Origin of the sequence: Paraburkholderia sp. BL25I1N1, assembly GCF_003002025.1 — a bacterium.
Classification (GTDB): Bacteria; Pseudomonadota; Gammaproteobacteria; order Burkholderiales; family Burkholderiaceae; genus Paraburkholderia.
Genome location: NZ_PVZB01000016.1, coordinates 174,186 through 189,834 on the forward strand (window position 1 = coordinate 174,186; position 15,649 = coordinate 189,834).

The 15,649-nt window shown below is 65.5% G+C and carries 11 protein-coding genes and 1 pseudogene; 6 read left to right on the forward strand and 6 right to left on the reverse strand.

Going from position 1 to position 15,649, the window contains the following annotated elements:
- The first annotated feature begins 26 nt into the window (after positions 1-26).
- The 3 genes and pseudogenes from B0G73_RS24365 (at position 27) to fumC (ending at position 4,340) form a co-directional block, all read left to right on the forward strand.
- Positions 27-986, forward strand: a pseudogene (locus B0G73_RS24365) (bile acid:sodium symporter family protein).
- Positions 987-1,304: 318 nt separating this feature from the next.
- Entirely contained in the window at positions 1,305-2,924 is a 1,620-nt protein-coding gene (locus tag B0G73_RS24370; protein WP_106283789.1) for a phospholipase D family protein, read from the forward strand.
- 15 nt (positions 2,925-2,939) lie between these two features.
- A complete protein-coding gene (gene fumC / locus B0G73_RS24375; protein WP_106283790.1) occupies positions 2,940-4,340 on the forward strand; it encodes a class II fumarate hydratase in 1,401 nt (466 codons plus the stop codon).
- A 136-nt stretch (positions 4,341-4,476) separates the two neighbouring features.
- On the opposite strand, the gene B0G73_RS24380 is transcribed toward fumC, so the two are convergent.
- The 4 genes from B0G73_RS24380 to B0G73_RS40630 all read right to left on the reverse strand — a co-directional run bounded on the left by B0G73_RS24380 (position 4,477) and on the right by B0G73_RS40630 (position 7,910).
- The gene (locus B0G73_RS24380) at positions 4,477-4,983 is read right to left on the reverse strand and encodes an acyl-CoA thioesterase (protein ID WP_106283791.1); all 507 of its coding nucleotides are present in this window, start codon (positions 4,981-4,983) and stop codon (positions 4,477-4,479) included.
- Positions 4,984-5,129: 146 nt separating this feature from the next.
- The gene (locus tag B0G73_RS24385) at positions 5,130-6,395 is read right to left on the reverse strand and encodes a GlxA family transcriptional regulator (protein ID WP_106283792.1); all 1,266 of its coding nucleotides are present in this window, start codon (positions 6,393-6,395) and stop codon (positions 5,130-5,132) included.
- Positions 6,395-7,651: an MFS transporter gene (locus B0G73_RS24390; RefSeq protein WP_106283793.1), complete on the reverse strand. Its 1,257-nt coding sequence runs from the start codon at positions 7,649-7,651 to the stop codon at positions 6,395-6,397. Before B0G73_RS24390 ends, B0G73_RS24385 begins: the two co-directional genes overlap by 1 nt.
- 115 nt (positions 7,652-7,766) lie before the next feature.
- A complete protein-coding gene (locus B0G73_RS40630) occupies positions 7,767-7,910 on the reverse strand; it encodes a hypothetical protein (protein ID WP_181196635.1) in 144 nt (47 codons plus the stop codon).
- Positions 7,911-8,137: 227 nt separating this feature from the next.
- On the opposite strand from B0G73_RS40630, the gene B0G73_RS24395 reads away from it, so the two are divergent.
- Together B0G73_RS24395 and B0G73_RS24400 are read left to right on the forward strand one after the other, a co-directional pair.
- Entirely contained in the window at positions 8,138-8,857 is a 720-nt protein-coding gene (locus B0G73_RS24395) for a helix-turn-helix transcriptional regulator (RefSeq protein ID WP_106283794.1), read from the forward strand.
- 182 nt (positions 8,858-9,039) lie between these two features.
- On the forward strand, positions 9,040-11,709 hold the full coding sequence (locus B0G73_RS24400) for a DUF6600 domain-containing protein (protein WP_106283795.1): 2,670 nt from the start codon (positions 9,040-9,042) through the stop codon (positions 11,707-11,709).
- A 108-nt stretch (positions 11,710-11,817) separates the two neighbouring features.
- Here the strand turns inward: B0G73_RS24400 and B0G73_RS24405 are convergent, their stop codons facing one another.
- Complete coding sequence (locus tag B0G73_RS24405) at positions 11,818-12,789, reverse strand: thymidylate synthase (RefSeq protein WP_106283796.1); 972 nt, start codon at positions 12,787-12,789, stop codon at positions 11,818-11,820.
- Between the two features lie 274 nt (positions 12,790-13,063).
- Positions 13,064-14,458, reverse strand: coding sequence for a sigma-54 dependent transcriptional regulator (locus B0G73_RS24410; protein ID WP_106283797.1), 1,395 nt, complete (start codon positions 14,456-14,458; stop codon positions 13,064-13,066).
- A gap of 535 nt (positions 14,459-14,993) precedes the next feature.
- Between B0G73_RS24410 and B0G73_RS24415 the strand changes: the two genes are divergently transcribed.
- Positions 14,994-15,452, forward strand: a complete 459-nt coding sequence (locus B0G73_RS24415) for a hypothetical protein (protein WP_106283798.1) — start codon at positions 14,994-14,996, stop codon at positions 15,450-15,452.
- Positions 15,453-15,649: the final 197 nt, after the last annotated feature.

A 15,649-nucleotide genomic window follows, 5' to 3' on the forward strand; every position in this document is an offset into this window, starting at 1 on the left:
TAAAACATAATCAAGGACCACCCGTCATGCTCGCCCGCGTCACCCGTCTTTTCCCGCTCTGGGCCGTGCTCGTTTCGATTGCCGCGTACTTCTCGCCCGCCTCGTTCGCCGGCGTCGCGCCGCACGTCACCACGCTGCTGACGATCATCATGCTGGCGATGGGCGTCACGCTCTCCGTGGCCGATTTCCAGCGCGTCTTCACGCGGCCCGCGCCGGTGATCGCCGGCATCGTGCTGCACTAACTCGTCATGCCGCTTGCCGCCTGGGTGATCGCCAAGGCGCTGCGCATGCCGCCCGATCTCACCGCCGGCATGGTGCTGGTGGGCAGCGTGGCAAGCGGCACGGCGTCGAACGTGATGATCTATCTGGCACGCGGCGACGTCGCGTTGTCAGTCACGATCAGCGCGCTGTCGACGCTAGTCGGTGTCTTCGCGACGCCGCTGCTTACGCGTCTGTATGTGGACGCGTCGATCGCCGTCGACGTGCACGGCATGCTGATGAGCATTCTGCAAATCGTCGCGTTGCCGATCGTGGTCGGCCTGATCGTCAATCACCTGTTCGGCAAGTTCGTGCGCAAGATTGAACCGATCCTGCCGCTGATCTCGATGGTCGCGATCGTGCTGATCATCGGCGCGGTGGTGGGCGGCACGCAGAAGAGCATCGCGTCGGTCGGCCTCGTGGTGATGCTGGGCGTGGTGCTGCATAACGGGATCGGTTTGCTCGGCGGCTACTGGGGCGGCCGTCTGCTTGGTTTCGACGAAGCCGTGTGCCGCACGCTCGCAATCGAAGTGGGCATGCAGAACTCGGGCCTCGCCGCGACGCTCGGCAAGCTCTATTTCACGCCGATCGCGGCCTTGCCCGGCGCGCTGTTTTCGGTGTGGCACAACCTGTCGGGCTCGCTGCTCGCGGGGTACTGGGCAGGACGTCCCGCGAAAGGTTCGACGCATGTGGACGGCGGAGAGGTGTTGAACGCCGAACGCGGATAACAGGCGAGCCGCGCGCGTTGCACCTGTCACGGCCCGATGCGCGCGGCCTGCACGATCGGCGTTCAATAACGGTTACTGCGGTTGTCTCCATGGCGTAACCGCAGAACCCGCAACGCGCGTGCTTCAAGGCGAAAGCGCGCCGCCGCGCCCATCTGCAAGATCAAAAGCCCAGCAGCCTGATTCCCCTTAGAATGGATTTCTCGGCAGCGTGAGCCGTTCGCCCGCTGCCGCCATGACAAGTCTGCAAACTAGGGGAAAAGCGTGCCGTCGCATCAAGATCAAAGCCGGGCCGCACTGCAACGCATAGGCGAGTCCGGCATGCCTCAACGAAAATCCGCCTTGGGGACAACGAGACATTTCTTCCTTCTGTGCTGCGCAACGGCATTTTTGACTGCCTGCGCGAGCCGACCGCCCGCCACCGCATTCGACCGTCAGGTCACCCACGCACTCCCCGCCACGGAAACGACACCGCTGCACACGGCGCTCGCGCCGCTCGAAGCCGCGCATCCGGATCAATCCGGTTTCCGCGTGCTCGCAAGCGGCACCGACGCCCTGCAGATGCGCATCGCGCTCGCACGCGCCGCGACCAAAACCCTCGACATGCAGTACTACATCGCCAACGAGGACACCACCGGCAAGCTGCTGCTCGGCGCCGCGCTTTATGCGGCCGACCACGGCGTGCGGGTGCGCATGCTGGTCGACGATCTGAACTTCAAGGACATCGACCGGGTGATGGCGGGCCTGAACTCGCACGACAACATCGAGATTCGCGTGTTCAATCCGTTTGGCAGCGCGCAACAAGGCGTATTCGAACGCACGACCAACGTGTTCACGCAGATCGGCCATTTCACGCGCCGCATGCATAACAAGGCGATGATCGCGGACAACCAGATCGCGATCGTGGGCGGCCGCAATCTCGGCGACGAATATTTCAGCGCGAGCGAAACGCTGCAGTTCCGCGATCTCGACGTGCTGGCCGCCGGCCCGATCACCGCCGACATCTCCGCGAGTTTCGACGACTACTGGAACAGCAGCATTGCCTATCCATTGCGCGTGCTGAACAAGCAGAAGTTCGACGCGAAGGAACTGGACCAGACGCGCGACGACTTGCGTCAGCACTGGCGCACCAACGCGGATCCGTACAACGCCAAGCCGCTGAACGCGACGCCGCTCGCCGCGCAGATCGCCAACGACCAGCTCGGCTTGACCTGGGCGCCGGCCGAGTTCAAAGCGGACTTGCCGGAGAAGATCGTGCATCCGTCGCCGGATTATGTGAGTCCGCCCATGGAGCGGCTCGGCGAATTGATGCGCGACGCGCAGAAGGACTTCCTGATCATTTCGCCCTACTTCGTGCCGCACGATTCGGGCGTCAAGGCGGCCGGCGAACTGACGCATCGCGGCGTTCGCATCGCCGTGCTGACCAATTCGCTCGCCGCCACCGACGCGGTCGCCGTGCAGGCGGGCTATAGCCCGTTTCGCGTGCCGCTGCTGAAACAGGGCATCGAGTTATACGAATTCAAGCCGCAGCAGGACACACCGACCGCGGGCGTTGCCGGCTCGCGCTCGCGCGCCAGTCTGCACGCGAAAACCTATGTGATCGATCGCAAGATTCTGGTGATCGGCTCGATGAATCTCGACCCGCGTTCGGCCAATCTAAACACCGAACTTGCGCTGGTGATTCACAGTCCGCCGCTCGCCGAACAGGTCGCGGGAATTTTCGAGCGCGCCACCGGGCCCGAGGAAAGCTATCGCGTCACGCTCGCGGACGACGCGCAACTCGCCTACCTGCGCTCGATCGGCGCGCCGCTCTCGCCGCTCGTGTGGACCGACGTCGAAAACGGCGCGCACCGCACCTACATTTTCGATCCGCAGGCCGGCTTGTACCGGAATGCGCTAACAGGTCTATTCTCCCTATTGCCCGTCAACGCAGAACTTTGATCAGCGGAGTGGAACATGACTGAAGACGTACGAATGGAGCGCGACACGTTCGGCGAAATCGCCGTGCCGAACGCGCGTCTGTGGGGCGCGCAGACCCAGCGCTCGCTGCAGAATTTCCGCATTTCGACCGAGAAGCAATCGCCCGAACTGATCACCGCGCTGGCCGTGATCAAGCGCGCCGCCGCCGAAGTCAACCTGGGCCTCGGCGTGCTCGACGAAAGCAAGGCGAAGGCGATCATGCAGGCCGCCGACGAGATCATCGAGGGCAAGCATCCGGATGAATTTCCGCTCGCTGTGTGGCAGACCGGCTCCGGCACGCAGACCAACATGAACCTCAACGAGGTGATCGCGAATCGCGCCAGCGAGCTGCTCGGCGGCGAGCGCGGCGAAGCGCGCAAAGTGCATCCGAACGACGACGTGAATCGCGGGCAATCGTCGAACGACGTGTTTCCGACCGCCATGCACGTGGCCGCGGCGTACGCGATCGTCAAGCATTTGCTGCCGGCGCTGAAGACGCTGCGCGACACGCTCGACGGCAAAGCGAAGGCGTTCGCCGACATCGTCAAGATCGGCCGCACGCACTTGCAGGACGCCACACCGCTTACGCTCGGTCAGGAGTTTTCCGGCTACGTCGCGCAACTGGATCATGGCAGTCGTCACGTGGAATCGGCGCTGCCGCATCTTTACGAGCTGGCGCAGGGCGGCACCGCGGTCGGCACCGGTTTGAACGCGCATCCGCAGTTCGCCGACAAGGTGGCGGCCGCGATCGGCAAGCTGACCGGTTTGCCGTTCGTGTCGGCGCCGAACAAATTCGAAGTGATGGCCGCGGCCGATGCGCTGGTGTTCGCGCACGGCGGGCTGAAGACTGTGGCGGCGAGTCTGAACAAGATCGCCAACGACGTCCGCTGGCTGGCAAGCGGCCCGCGCTGCGGCCTCGGCGAACTGTCGATTCCGGAGAACGAGCCGGGTAGCTCGATCATGCCGGGCAAGGTCAATCCAACCCAGTCAGAAGCACTGACAATGCTGTGCGCGCAGGTATTCGGCAACGACGTCGCGGTGAATATCGGCGGCGCGAGCGGCAATTTCGAGTTGAACGTGTTCCGGCCGATGATCGCGCACAACGTGCTGCAATCGGTGCGTCTGCTCGCCGATGGCGCGCGCAGTTTCAACGACAACTGCGCGGTCGGCATCGAACCGAATCACGAACGCATCGGGACGTTGCTCAACGAATCGCTGATGCTGGTGACGGCGCTCAATCCGCACATCGGCTACGACAAGGCCGCGAAGATCGCCAAGAAGGCGCACAAGGAAGGCACCACGCTGAAGGCCGCGGCGTTGGCGCTCGGTTTCGTCACCGAGCAGCAGTTCGATGAATGGGTGCAGCCGAAGGATATGGTCGGCAATTCGGCGAGCTAAGCGAATGCCTGTGATCACGCGCGCGGCGGCTGGCCGCGCCGGTCGCGTGCTTCGCCGAGCAGCGTGATTCAAAACGACGGCAGTCCGCGCGGATTTCAGCTTCGCGCGGCCCGCGAGCGGCGCCTTCAGGCGTCGCTTAAACCTTCCCCTGCGCCACCTCTTCCGGCTTCAGTTCGACGATCGCGTCGAGCGCTTCCTTCACGTCCATCGCGTACCTGGCGAGGCGCTTCTGTTCGTCCGTCTCCGGTACGAAGGCCGGCACGGGCACCGGCTGACCGTTCTCGTTGACGGCGACCATCACGATCAGGCAATCCGTGGTTTGCAGCAGTTCGCCGCCTTTCGGGTCGCCCGCGTGGACCGAAACATGAATGTGCATGCTGGTGCGGCCCGTGGCCACCACCCGGGCGCGCAGCTCGACCAGGTTACCGACGAGAATCGGCCGGCGAAAGCGGATATTGCCCACGCTGACCGTCACGCAATAGCGACCGGACCACACCGCCGAGCACGCGTACGCGGTTTCGTCGATCCACTTCATCAACGCGCCGCCGTGCACCTTGCCGCCGAAGTTGACCGAGCTCGGCTCGGCCAGAAAGCGGAAAGTGGTTTCGGAACGGTCCAGCGGCGCTACGGAAGGGTTGCTCATCTTGACTCCGGTCAATCGGATGCATTGAAAGGAGGCGATTATACGAGCGCAATATTGACCCGTCGTAGCTCGGCATGCAGCGCGCGGGAAAAGTCCTCTGGGAGCGCGAGTTTGGCTTTCGGGGAGCTTTCGCTGTGGTTGCGCGTTCAACCCGCCTCGGCAATCTCGGAGGCGGCCTCGGGAACGGCCGCGTTTTGCGGCGCGGCCGCCGACATGAAGCGCTCGCGATAATCGAGCGGCAGCACGCCGAAACGCCGCAGAAAAGCCCGCCGCAAGTTCTGTTCGCTGCCGAATCCGCAGTCGAGCGCGATCCGCTTGAGCGGCCGTCGCGATTCGGCGAGCGCGCGCGAAGCCGCTTCCAGCCGCAGCGCCGAGACGGTTTTAGCCGGCGTGCGGCCGACCTCGTCGACGTAGCGCCGCGCGAAGGTGCGCGGGCTCATCAGGGTTCGTTCAGCGAGCCGCTCGACCGACAGGTCGTCGCGCAAATGCGCCGTCATCCAGCTATGCAGCGCCTCGAACGGCCCATTCGCCGAGGCCTGCGCCGCCAGCGCCGCGCTGTACTGCGACTGGCCGCCCGGCCGCTTCATGAAGACCACCAGCCGCCGCGCCGCCTGCATCGCGACCGCGTGGCCGACGTCCTCCTCGATCAGCGCCAGCGCCAGATCGATGCCCGCCGTCACGCCCGCCGAGGTCCACACGACGCTGTCGCCTTCGCCGCGCCCGGCATCGCGGATAAAGATCGGATCGGCATCCACGCGGACGTTGGGAAACCGCTGCGCGAGGCGCGGCGCTTCGCGCCAATGCGTGGTCGCGCGACGGCCGTCGAGCAGGCCCGCCGCCGCCAGATAGAACGCGCCGGTGCACACCGAGCACACGCGCCGCGCGCGCGGCGCATGGCGCCGGATCCACGCGACGAGCTCCGGCTGCAGCGTGCAGTGTTCGTCGACGGGGACGCCGGGAACGATGAGCGTGTCGATCGGTTGATCGTCGAGTGAATCGAGCCGTTCGGTGACGATCGGCAAACCCGGGAAGGTCTGCAAGATGCCGCCGTCGATCGAGGCCACTGTCGTGCGGTAGGCCACGGGTTGCGGCGCGCGGCGACTGGGGCTGGGTGAACTGGCCGAAGTGGCTGAACCGGCTGCACTAGCCGCGCTGTACGGATTAGCCGCGTCGTCCGAACTAGCCGAACTTGCCGAATTACTTGAATCAGCCGAATTGGCCGAACTGACCGATATGCCCGTTCGGCCCGCGTCGCGGCTAACTCCCTTGTCTCTGTCCAGAGCTTGGGCGACGCCAGCGCCGGCCGTTCCGGCGACCGTCAACTCCGCACGCCAGAACGCCTCCAGCGGTCCGCAGGCGTCGAGCAGCACCAGATCCGGTGCGACCGCGAACACGATATGACGCACCGCCATCAGGACACCTCCGCCATTAACTGCCGCTTGCGCGACCACGCGTACCCGAGCGTGGCCAGCGCCGCCGCCGCGAGCAGCGGAAATATCGCGGCATTGATCGTCGCCCAGCCGAAACGGGCCAGCAATTGACCTGCAAACAGCGAACCCAGCGCGGAAAACGCGAACGTCGTGAACTCGCTGGTGGCCTGCGTCTTGGCCCGCTCCGACGGCCGGTACGATTGCGCGAGCAGCGTCGAGCCGCCGACAAACATGAAATTCCAGCCCACGCCGAGACAGGCGAGCGCCGCATAGAAATGCGGCAGATCGGTCGAACGCAAGGCGAGTACGCCGCACAGCGCAGACAGCGCAATGCCCGCGCCGATCACCCGCAGCACGCCGAAGTGCTTGATCAGCCGCGCGGAAAAGAGCGACGGCGCGAACATGCCGACCAGGTGCCACTGGATGATCTGCGCGCCGTCGCCGATCGTGTGGCCGCAGGCGACCGCGGCGATCGGCGTCGCGGTCATCACGAACATCATCACGGCGTAGCCGAGCGCGTTGTTGGCGAGCGCCGCCGCGAAGATCGGCTGCCGCACGATCTCGCCGAGCGGCCGCGCCGCCTCGTGAGTTGCCGCTGTGCTCGCGATGGGCGCCTTGTCGCGATACAGCAGTGTCAGCAACGCAATCGATAAAAGCCCGAAGCCCGTGACCAGCGCATACGAACCCGCGAATGCGACCGGCGCCAGCCAGTCTTTGCTCCACGCGGCAAGCAGCGGTCCGCAGACGGCGGCCACCACGCCGCCCGCCAGCACGGTCGAAATCGCGCGACTTTTGTCGTCGATGCCGACTGCATCTGCGGCGGCGAGCCGGTAGTACTGCGCGAATGCCTGGAACACGCCAACTGTCGCCGTGCCGGCACAGAAAGCCCAGAAACTCTGATGAAAGATCGCCCATACGGACACCGCGCCGCCGAGCGCGCCGACGCCCGCGCCGAGCAAGAAGCCGGCACGTCGGCCCACGCGCGCCATCAGGAACGACGCGAAGATGGTCGTCAGCGCGGCGGCGACGGTGATCAGCGAGAACGGCAGTGTGGCGAGCGCTTTATCGTCGGCGAGTGTGTAGCCGACCAGACCGGTCAGCGTCAGATCGATCGATACCGATGACGTGTACAGCGCCTGGCACACGGCCAGCACGCGCGCGGCGCGCCGGTCGTGTGGATCGCTGCCGCGTAGGCCGGTTGAACGGGCGGAGATGGTGGAAGCGGCGGACGGTGGCATCGAAAGGTCCAAGGCGGCGGAAGGGAGATGACCCGATCGTCACATGAATGCCGGTGGCAGAAATGCCAATGGTGCATCAATTTCTGCCACACGTGATCAGTGGCCGGCCGCTCGCCTATTTGCGGACCGAGATACCTTCGTCGATGGTGCCGTACATCGTGATGCTGCCGGTGCCCGCGCCTGAGCCCGACGCGCCGCCGCCCTGCGCACATGCGCCGAGCAGCAATGCCGCGGCAACGACGGCAAGGAGAGTTTTCATGGCTGCTTGTTTCCTGCTAGGACAGGCTTCGATTCTAGCCTGGCGGTCTTGGGCGGCACCGAAGCGCGGCTCGGGGGCCAACAGCCAACCCGCGACACGCTACCCGCCTGCCAGGTTTTCGTAGCTGCTGCATCCGACACTTCACGCTAAGCTGAAACATCGAATCGCGCAGGCCGATACAGTGGCCTACATGGCGCGACAAAAGCGCCGCTCTCCGGAGACATCAGATGCCTGCCACCCTCGCAGACGAACAGAACCAGCACCATTTCCCCGGCTTGAGCCGCATCGGCGCACTGCTCGCCGATCCCGGCCGCGCCGCCATGCTGTGGGCACTGATGGACGGCAGCGCTCGCCCGGCCGGCGAACTGACGATGATCGCGGGGCTCTCGCCATCGGCGGCCAGCGCCCATCTCGCGCGCCTGACCGACGGCGGCCTGCTCGCGCTCGAAGTGCGTGGCCGGCATCGCTATTTCCGGATCGCCTCGCCGGATATCGCCGCGTCGATCGAAGCGCTCGCCAACGTCGCGCAAGTCAGCGCGCCGCAGCGTCCCGTGCCGCGCCCCGTGCGCACCGTGCCGCTCGACATGCGTTACGCGCGCACCTGCTACGACCACATGGCCGGCGAATTGTCGGTGCGCGTGTTTGAGCGGCTGGTCGAAGGCGGTCTGCTGACGCTGCATGGCACGTCGCTGGAAGCGACCGCCGACGGCATTGCCCGCCTCGCCGACTGGGGCATCGACACGTCGGCCCAGAAAAGCCGGCGCCGGCGCTTTGCCTGCACCTGCCCCGACTGGAGCGAACGGCGTCCGCACCTGGGCGGCGCCCTCGGCGCGGCGCTGCTCGATTCGTGGACTTCGCACGGCTGGGTCGAGCGCGCCGAGCGGCCGCGAATTCTGCGCATCACGCCGGCTGGGCATCGTCATTTCGACGCGTTTCTCGCCGCGTGAGGCGCCCTTGAGTGCGTGACTCGGTTACAGGAAATCGGCAACCAGCTTACGAATCGCCTTATCGAGACCTTTTGTTACACGCTGGTGAGCCGGCCTTACAAAAGTGGGGGTCTTGAAACAAACGCCGCGGGTACAGTGACTGCACGGATGCCGCACGATGCCGCGTCCGTCGGAGCCAAATCATGAGAACAGTCATCCCACACCGCTATTCGAACCGCCGCGTTGTCGGCTGTACGCTGATCGCAGCCGCCACCTTCCTGCTGGCAGGCCAGGCCACCTTTGCTCAGGAAATCGAACAGGCGCCGCAGAGCGCCGCCGCCGCGCAGAACACGGATCCGCCTGGCCGCGTCGCGCGTCTGAACTACACGGCGGGCGCGGTGACCACCGAACCGGCCGGCGCCACCGACTGGTCCTACGCGCAGGTCAATCGCCCGCTCACCACCGGCGACCAGTTGTGGAACGATCAGAACGCGCGCTCGGAGTTGCACATCGGCTCGACCGCGGTGCGCCTCGGACCGTCCACCAGCCTCGATCTGCTCAACCTCGACGACAACAGCGCGCAACTCAAAGTCGCGCAAGGCACGTTGTCGGCGCGCGTGCGCGAGCTCGCACCGGGCTCGTCCTACGAGATCGATACGCCTAATCTCGCGCTCGGCCTGAACGGCCCCGGCGACTATCGCGTCGATGTCGCACCCGACGGCAGCAGCACGACCGTCACCGTGCGCAGCGGCGCCGCCACGGTATACGGCGACGGCGGCCAGGTGCCGCTCGCGGCCGGCCAGCAGATCCGCTTTAGCGGCACCAACCTGCAACAGCTCGCCGACAATGGCGCGCCTGGCCTCGACGCCTTCGACCAATGGGCCGCCAGCCGCGACGCCGCGGAAGACCGCTCGGTGTCGGCGCGCTACGTGTCGCGGGACATTCCCGGCTACCAGGACCTCGACGCCAACGGCACGTGGCAAAGCTCGCCGCAATACGGCGAAGTCTGGGTGCCGCGCGGCACGCCCGCCGGCTGGGCGCCGTATCGCGACGGCCACTGGGTGTGGCAGGCGCCGTGGGGCTGGACGTGGGTCGACGACGCGCCATGGGGCTTCGCGCCCTACCACTACGGCCGCTGGGCTCAGGTCGACGACTCGTGGGCGTGGGTGCCGGGACCAGTCGCGGTCAGCGAGCCGCCCGTCTACGCGCCGGCCCTCGTTGCCTTCGTGGGCGGCGGCGGCGGCGGCGTGAACTGGGGAGTGGATCTGGCGATCGGCGGAGCGGTCGCCGCCGGCGTCGCGTGGTTCCCGCTCGGGCCAGGCGAGCCGTGGCATCCGCATTGGGGCGGTCACGATCACTGGAGTCCCGGCTACTACAACCGCGTCAACCGGACGACGATCGTCAACAACTACAACCGCAACGTGAATGCGACCAACATTCACAACACATACATCAACTACCGCGCGCCGGGCGCCGTGACCGCAGTGCCGGCGACGGCCTTCGTGCACGGACAGCCGGTCGGACGCTTTGCCCAGAAGGTCGATCCGCGGCAATGGCGCAACGCACAGATCAACCCGGGCGGTCCGGGCATCGCGCCGGTGCGGGAGAGTTTCGGGCCGGGCCAGCGCAACGCGAATTACCGGCCGCCGGCGGCGGTAACGACACGTCCGGTGGTGGCAACGCGTAGTCCGGTGATGCCGGCGGCCTACCACGACAGCCTCGCGCAGCGTTTCGCGCAAAGCGGCGGACGGGTGCCGGGCGGCGGTCAGCCTATCGTGCGGACCTCGGTGCCGGCGCACATGGCGGGTGGACCGGGCGCGCTGCCGGTGCAGAACGTGCGGGTCGTGCAATCGCATATCGCCGGACGTGCGCCGGGGATGGCAGCCGGTGCGCCGGGTGGACCGAATGGGATGCAGCAGCGACCGGGCGAAGCACCGCGCGGCGCAGAGCAGCAAGCGCATCCAGGGACGCCGCCGGGCGCGCCGGGTGGAGCCGGCGCCATGCAACAACAGGCCGCTCAGCGGCCGAGCGAAGCACCGCATAGCGGCGAATCGCAAGCGCGGCCAGGCATGCCGCCGCAGATGGCCAACCAGCGGCCGCAGGCTGGCGAGGCGGGTCATCCGTCGAACGGTGTGCCGCGTCCGCCGCAAGCGAACAGCGGCAATCCGGCGGGGTTTGCACAGCAGCAGCAGCAGCAGCGGGGTATGCCGCAGCAGGCGGGTCAGCAGCCAGGCGCGAACCCGGGTTTAAACCAGCGTCACGAGCCCGCCTGGACCCAGCCGCACACGCCGATGGCGCAGCAAGCCCAGCAGCACGGCGGCCCGCAGCCGCAGACAGGACGGCCAGAGTTCGCGGCGCAACAGCCCGGCGCGCAGCAGCACGGTGCGCCGCGTCCCGGGGAGAATCCGGCGGTCCAGCAGCAACAGCAGCAGCAGGCGCGTCAGCAGGAGATTCGCCCGCAACCCCAACCGCAACCGCCGCAGCAGCAGGCCCAACCGCAGCGTCAGCCTGAGCCGCGGGCGCCGCGTCCGGCAGAAATTCAGGCGCAGCAACAGCCGCGTCAGGAATATCATCCGCAGCCCGTGCAGCAACCGATGCAGCAGCCGCGCCAGGAACCACGTCCGGAGCCGCGCCAGCAGCAAGTGCAGCAGCAACCCCGGCCGGAGTTCCATCCGCAGCCGCAGCCTCAACAGCAGCCGCGCCAGCAGCAGGTGCAACAGCAACCCCGGCCGGAGTTTCATCCGCAACCGCAACAGCAACCGCGTCAGGAGCCGCATCCGCAGCAGGCGCAGCAGCCGCGTCCTCAGGCACAGCCGCAGCACGGTGACCAGCATTCGGGCGGCGGCAACCACGACGAGCATCGCAGAGGCTGAGCGCCTCCCGCCGGCGAATCGGCACGGAGCGTAAAAAAACCGCCGCGATTCGCATCGCGGCGGTTTTTTTCTTTATGCGAGCGGGCGGCTTTCCGACCCGGCCGACGATCAAACGGCCATCGGCGCCGTGAGCGGCTCATGATGCCGGTAGCCGACCATCGAGAAATCCGACGGCTCGATCTTTTCGAGCCATTCCGGCTCGTACACGCCGGTCTTCGCATACTCCGGCACGCGCTCCGAGATCGCGAAGGCCGGGCTTTCGTACGGTTCACGCTTGAGCTGCTGCTGCAACATGTCGAGCTGGTTCTCGTAGATGTGCGCGTCGCCGATGAAATAGGTGAACCAGCGCGGCGTGTAACCCGTCAGTCGTCCGACCAGATGCAGCAACGCCGCGCCTTCGGTCAGATTGAACGGCGTGCCGAGCCCGATATCATTACTGCGAATGTACAGGCACAGCGAAATCTCCTTGGTCACCACATTCGGCAGGAACTGATACAGCAGGTGGCAAGCCGGCAACGCGATCTGGTCGAGCACAGCGGGGTTCCACGCATGAAACAGAATGCGCCGGTCCGCCGGGTTCTGCATGATCGTGTCCAGACATTGGCGCAGCTGGTCGATCGCCTTGTACAACAGGATTTTGTTGCTGCCGTCTTCCTCGAATTCGGTCACCACCTGGAAGCCGCGTGCGGTCGCGTCGGCCAGCTGCGCGCCCGCAGTCGCGTCCAGCACCTTGTAGGCCGGCCACTGGCGCCACTGCACGCCATATACGTCGCCGAGGTCGTCCGGACCCTGGCGATACGGATTGGCGAGCCATTGCGGATTCTGGTTCGCGTTCGCGTCCCACACCTTGCAGCCGAGATCGCGGAAATCCGCGGCGCTGCGCGAGGCGCGCAGGAACCCGACCAGTTCGCCCACCGCCGATTTGAACGCCAGCTTCTTCGTGGTGACCGCGGGAAAACCTTGCTGAAGGTCGAAGCGCAACATCGCGCCCGGCATGCTGATGGTGCGGATGCCAGTGCGATTCTCCTGCCACGTGCCGGTGTCGAGAATCGTGCGGACGAGGTCGAGGTATTGTTTCATTCGGGTTCCTTCGAGGCGCGTGCGAGTCGATCCGGGCGCCACGGAGATTGAGCGGAAAACCCGATTTTAACAAGCGCGGCGGGACGACGCCCGGTCGTGGCGCGCGGCATCGAAAATATCGAGGGAAAAGGTGAGACGAAGTATTGCGAGTTCGGCGCGAGCGAACGGCACACGGCCGGTCGCAGGATTGCTCGAAAGGTGCTGAACGCGCTGCTGGAATCCGCTGTTGAAATCGTTTTCCGGCCCACGAGACCCGCGAGGCCCGTCAAACGATTTACAGATGCGGCACCGAAGCCGGCAATTCGCCGTGCGGCGTGGCGAGCGGCTCCCCTTCCATATGGCGCATGCCATGCGAGCACAGCAGCCGGTACAACGTAACGCGCGAGATGCCGAGTTCCTGGGCGGCGTCGCCGAGACGCCCGCGGTGACGCAATAGCGCCAGCTCGATCGCCTGACGTTCGGCCGCTTCACGCGCCTGCGCAAGCGACACCGGCACGATCTCCACGTACTCGGCAAGCTCGAGATCGCGCGCCGTGATCGCGCGCCCTTCCGACATCACGATGGCGCGCCGCACGCGGTTGATCAGCTCGCGCACATTGCCCGGCCAGCCGTAGTTATGCAGCGCCGCGATCGCGTCCGGCGCGAAGCCGCGCAAGCGACGGCTTGCATCTTTCTTGAAACGTTCCAGCATGTGCCGCGCGAGCAGTTCGATGTCCTTACCGCGTGCACGCAGCGGCGGTTCATCGATCTGCAATACGCACAGACGGTGGTAGAGGTCGGAGCGGAACCGTCCTTCGATCATCGCCGCGGTCATGTCCACGTGCGTGGCCGAGATGATTCGCACGTCGACGTCGATCGCGCCGTGTCCGCCGAGGCGCTCCACCTTGCGCTCCTGCAGGAAGCGCAACAGGCTCGCCTGGCTTTCGAGCGGCAGGTCGCCGATCTCGTCGAGGAACAGCGTACCGCCGTTCGCCGCTTCCACCCGGCCGATCTTGCGCTGATTGGCGCCGGTAAACGCACCGCGTTCGTAGCCGAATAGTTCGGATTGCAATAGATGCGGCGGGATCGCGCCGCAGTTGATCGGCACGAACGGCGCATTGCGCCGCGCCGAGCGTTCGTGAATGGCGACCGCCGTCAGTTCCTTGCCGGTGCCCGATTCGCCCGAGATGAACACCGGCGCGTCGGTCATCGCCACTTTGCGGATTGAACGGAACAGCGCGAGCATGGCGTCGCACGAGCCGACCATTTCGCCTTCGGCGCCTTGCGATGCATCGTTGGAAGCCGTTTCGCCGAGGGAAATCATGCCGTAGGCGTGACCCACCGAATCGACGATCCTGTCGCCCGAATACGGCACCGTGACGTAGTCGAAACAGTAGTCGCGCACGAGCCGGCGCAACGCGGCGTCTTGCAGTTGTCCCGGCATGGTGGCCGCGACCCAGCCGACATTCGGCATGGTCAGGCAGGATTCGAACGCAGCGATTTCGTGTGGCTGAAATTCGCTAGACAGATCAAGCAGGCCGCCAGCCGCCATTCCGGCGCGAACAGCCCGGCGCACGTCGCGCGCCGACCCCACGACTTCGACATGCCAGCCGCGCTGGTGAAACCGAGTATTCAGCTCCGCGCTCGGATCGCGCGAAACGTAAATCAGTTGCCGCGTTGCGGGTTCCATTATTCAGATCCTCTCGTCAACGAACGTTAAGGATGACGCACGCACCTGAAACGAGTTCAGACACGCTGACTCATTCGGGATTCGCGATATGGCAAAAACCGAACGGCCATTCCATTCCGTGCGGACAGCTGATCCCCAAGAAAGCGGCGTGTGTGTTTGAGACGGCCCGTTAGCGGGCTTTTTTAAATGTGAAGTTCTTTTTCGAGAGCTTACTATACGCGCGCCGCTTGGAAAACAATTATGCGAATTTAATCGCGCACTCCTTACGCCGTGTGGTTTCGCAGGCGATAAACAGTTATTCAGCCGACGAATAAAAGATTAGTGGAAGCGCTTCTCCTTGTGTAGACCGCAAGGTAGTTCGTACCGGCCAATTTAACGAATTACAGGTATTTCCTGCCTATCGTTTCAGCGTTGAAACGTTTTTGTCCCATTTCCAAATTCTGACTCCCACGTTTTCACTCGCATCCTCATCCATCAATGGATTGCGCGTGATGGCACATGTTTCGCTAATTGCCGTGCACCAGGGAGACACATCATGCAACTCGCTTTCCGCATCGATCTGGGCAGCATTGCACCATGCGCGGCACTTTGCGCCGCCATCGCGCTGCCCATTGGCGCCAATGCACAGGAAGCCGGACAGGCTCCATCCGCCACGCTGACGGAATCCGCCGCCTTCCCAAAAGACGCGCACGCCACACTCGCCCCACCCGATCCGACGACGCGCGCCGCCGATCGGTTCTCCCGGCTTGCCGCCAACGCGCTGAGCATGCCGGCCGATGCTGCATCGGTGAACGATTTTTCGCTCGACGAGCAGGCGCTCGGGCGGCAAGGTGGCGGCGCGGTCGGCATGGTGATGGTGGCCGCAACGCCGCAGCTCATGCGCGGCAACGGCGGCAGCGGCAACAACGTGACGCTGTGGGACGAGATCGCCCCGCCCGCGCCTTTACCGATTCCAATCGACGCGGCGCGCGCCGCCAAGGGCAACGCCGCCTGAATGTTTCGCGTGTGACGCTGTATCGGCTGATGGGTCAGCATGGGTTGCGCGAATTGAGGACCGCCGACGAGAAAGCGGCGTCTGCCGCGGACGATAGCGCGCCGGAACGAGGCGGCGCGGGCCGGAGCGGCCGGTGGCGTTTCGTGAACCTGTATGACGCTGCGTGAAGCCGCGTGGTCAGGCAGCCGCATTCTGCG

Excerpts from the sequence above, each read along its gene's own strand:
- B0G73_RS24370 (WP_106283789.1), top strand. The coding sequence starts at position 1,305 with ATGCCTCAACGAAAATCCGCCTTGGGGACAACGAGACATTTCTTCCTT.
- fumC (WP_106283790.1), top strand. The coding sequence starts at position 2,940 with ATGACTGAAGACGTACGAATGGAGCGCGACACGTTCGGCGAAATCGCC.
- B0G73_RS24380 (WP_106283791.1), bottom strand. The coding sequence starts at position 4,983 with ATGAGCAACCCTTCCGTAGCGCCGCTGGACCGTTCCGAAACCACTTTC.
- B0G73_RS24385 (WP_106283792.1), bottom strand. The coding sequence starts at position 6,395 with ATGGCGGTGCGTCATATCGTGTTCGCGGTCGCACCGGATCTGGTGCTG.
- B0G73_RS24390 (WP_106283793.1), bottom strand. The coding sequence starts at position 7,651 with ATGCCACCGTCCGCCGCTTCCACCATCTCCGCCCGTTCAACCGGCCTA.
- B0G73_RS40630 (WP_181196635.1), bottom strand. The coding sequence starts at position 7,910 with ATGAAAACTCTCCTTGCCGTCGTTGCCGCGGCATTGCTGCTCGGCGCA.
- B0G73_RS24395 (WP_106283794.1), top strand. The coding sequence starts at position 8,138 with ATGCCTGCCACCCTCGCAGACGAACAGAACCAGCACCATTTCCCCGGC.
- B0G73_RS24400 (WP_106283795.1), top strand. The coding sequence starts at position 9,040 with ATGAGAACAGTCATCCCACACCGCTATTCGAACCGCCGCGTTGTCGGC.
- B0G73_RS24405 (WP_106283796.1), bottom strand. The coding sequence starts at position 12,789 with ATGAAACAATACCTCGACCTCGTCCGCACGATTCTCGACACCGGCACG.
- B0G73_RS24410 (WP_106283797.1), bottom strand. The coding sequence starts at position 14,458 with ATGGAACCCGCAACGCGGCAACTGATTTACGTTTCGCGCGATCCGAGC.
- B0G73_RS24415 (WP_106283798.1), top strand. The coding sequence starts at position 14,994 with ATGCAACTCGCTTTCCGCATCGATCTGGGCAGCATTGCACCATGCGCG.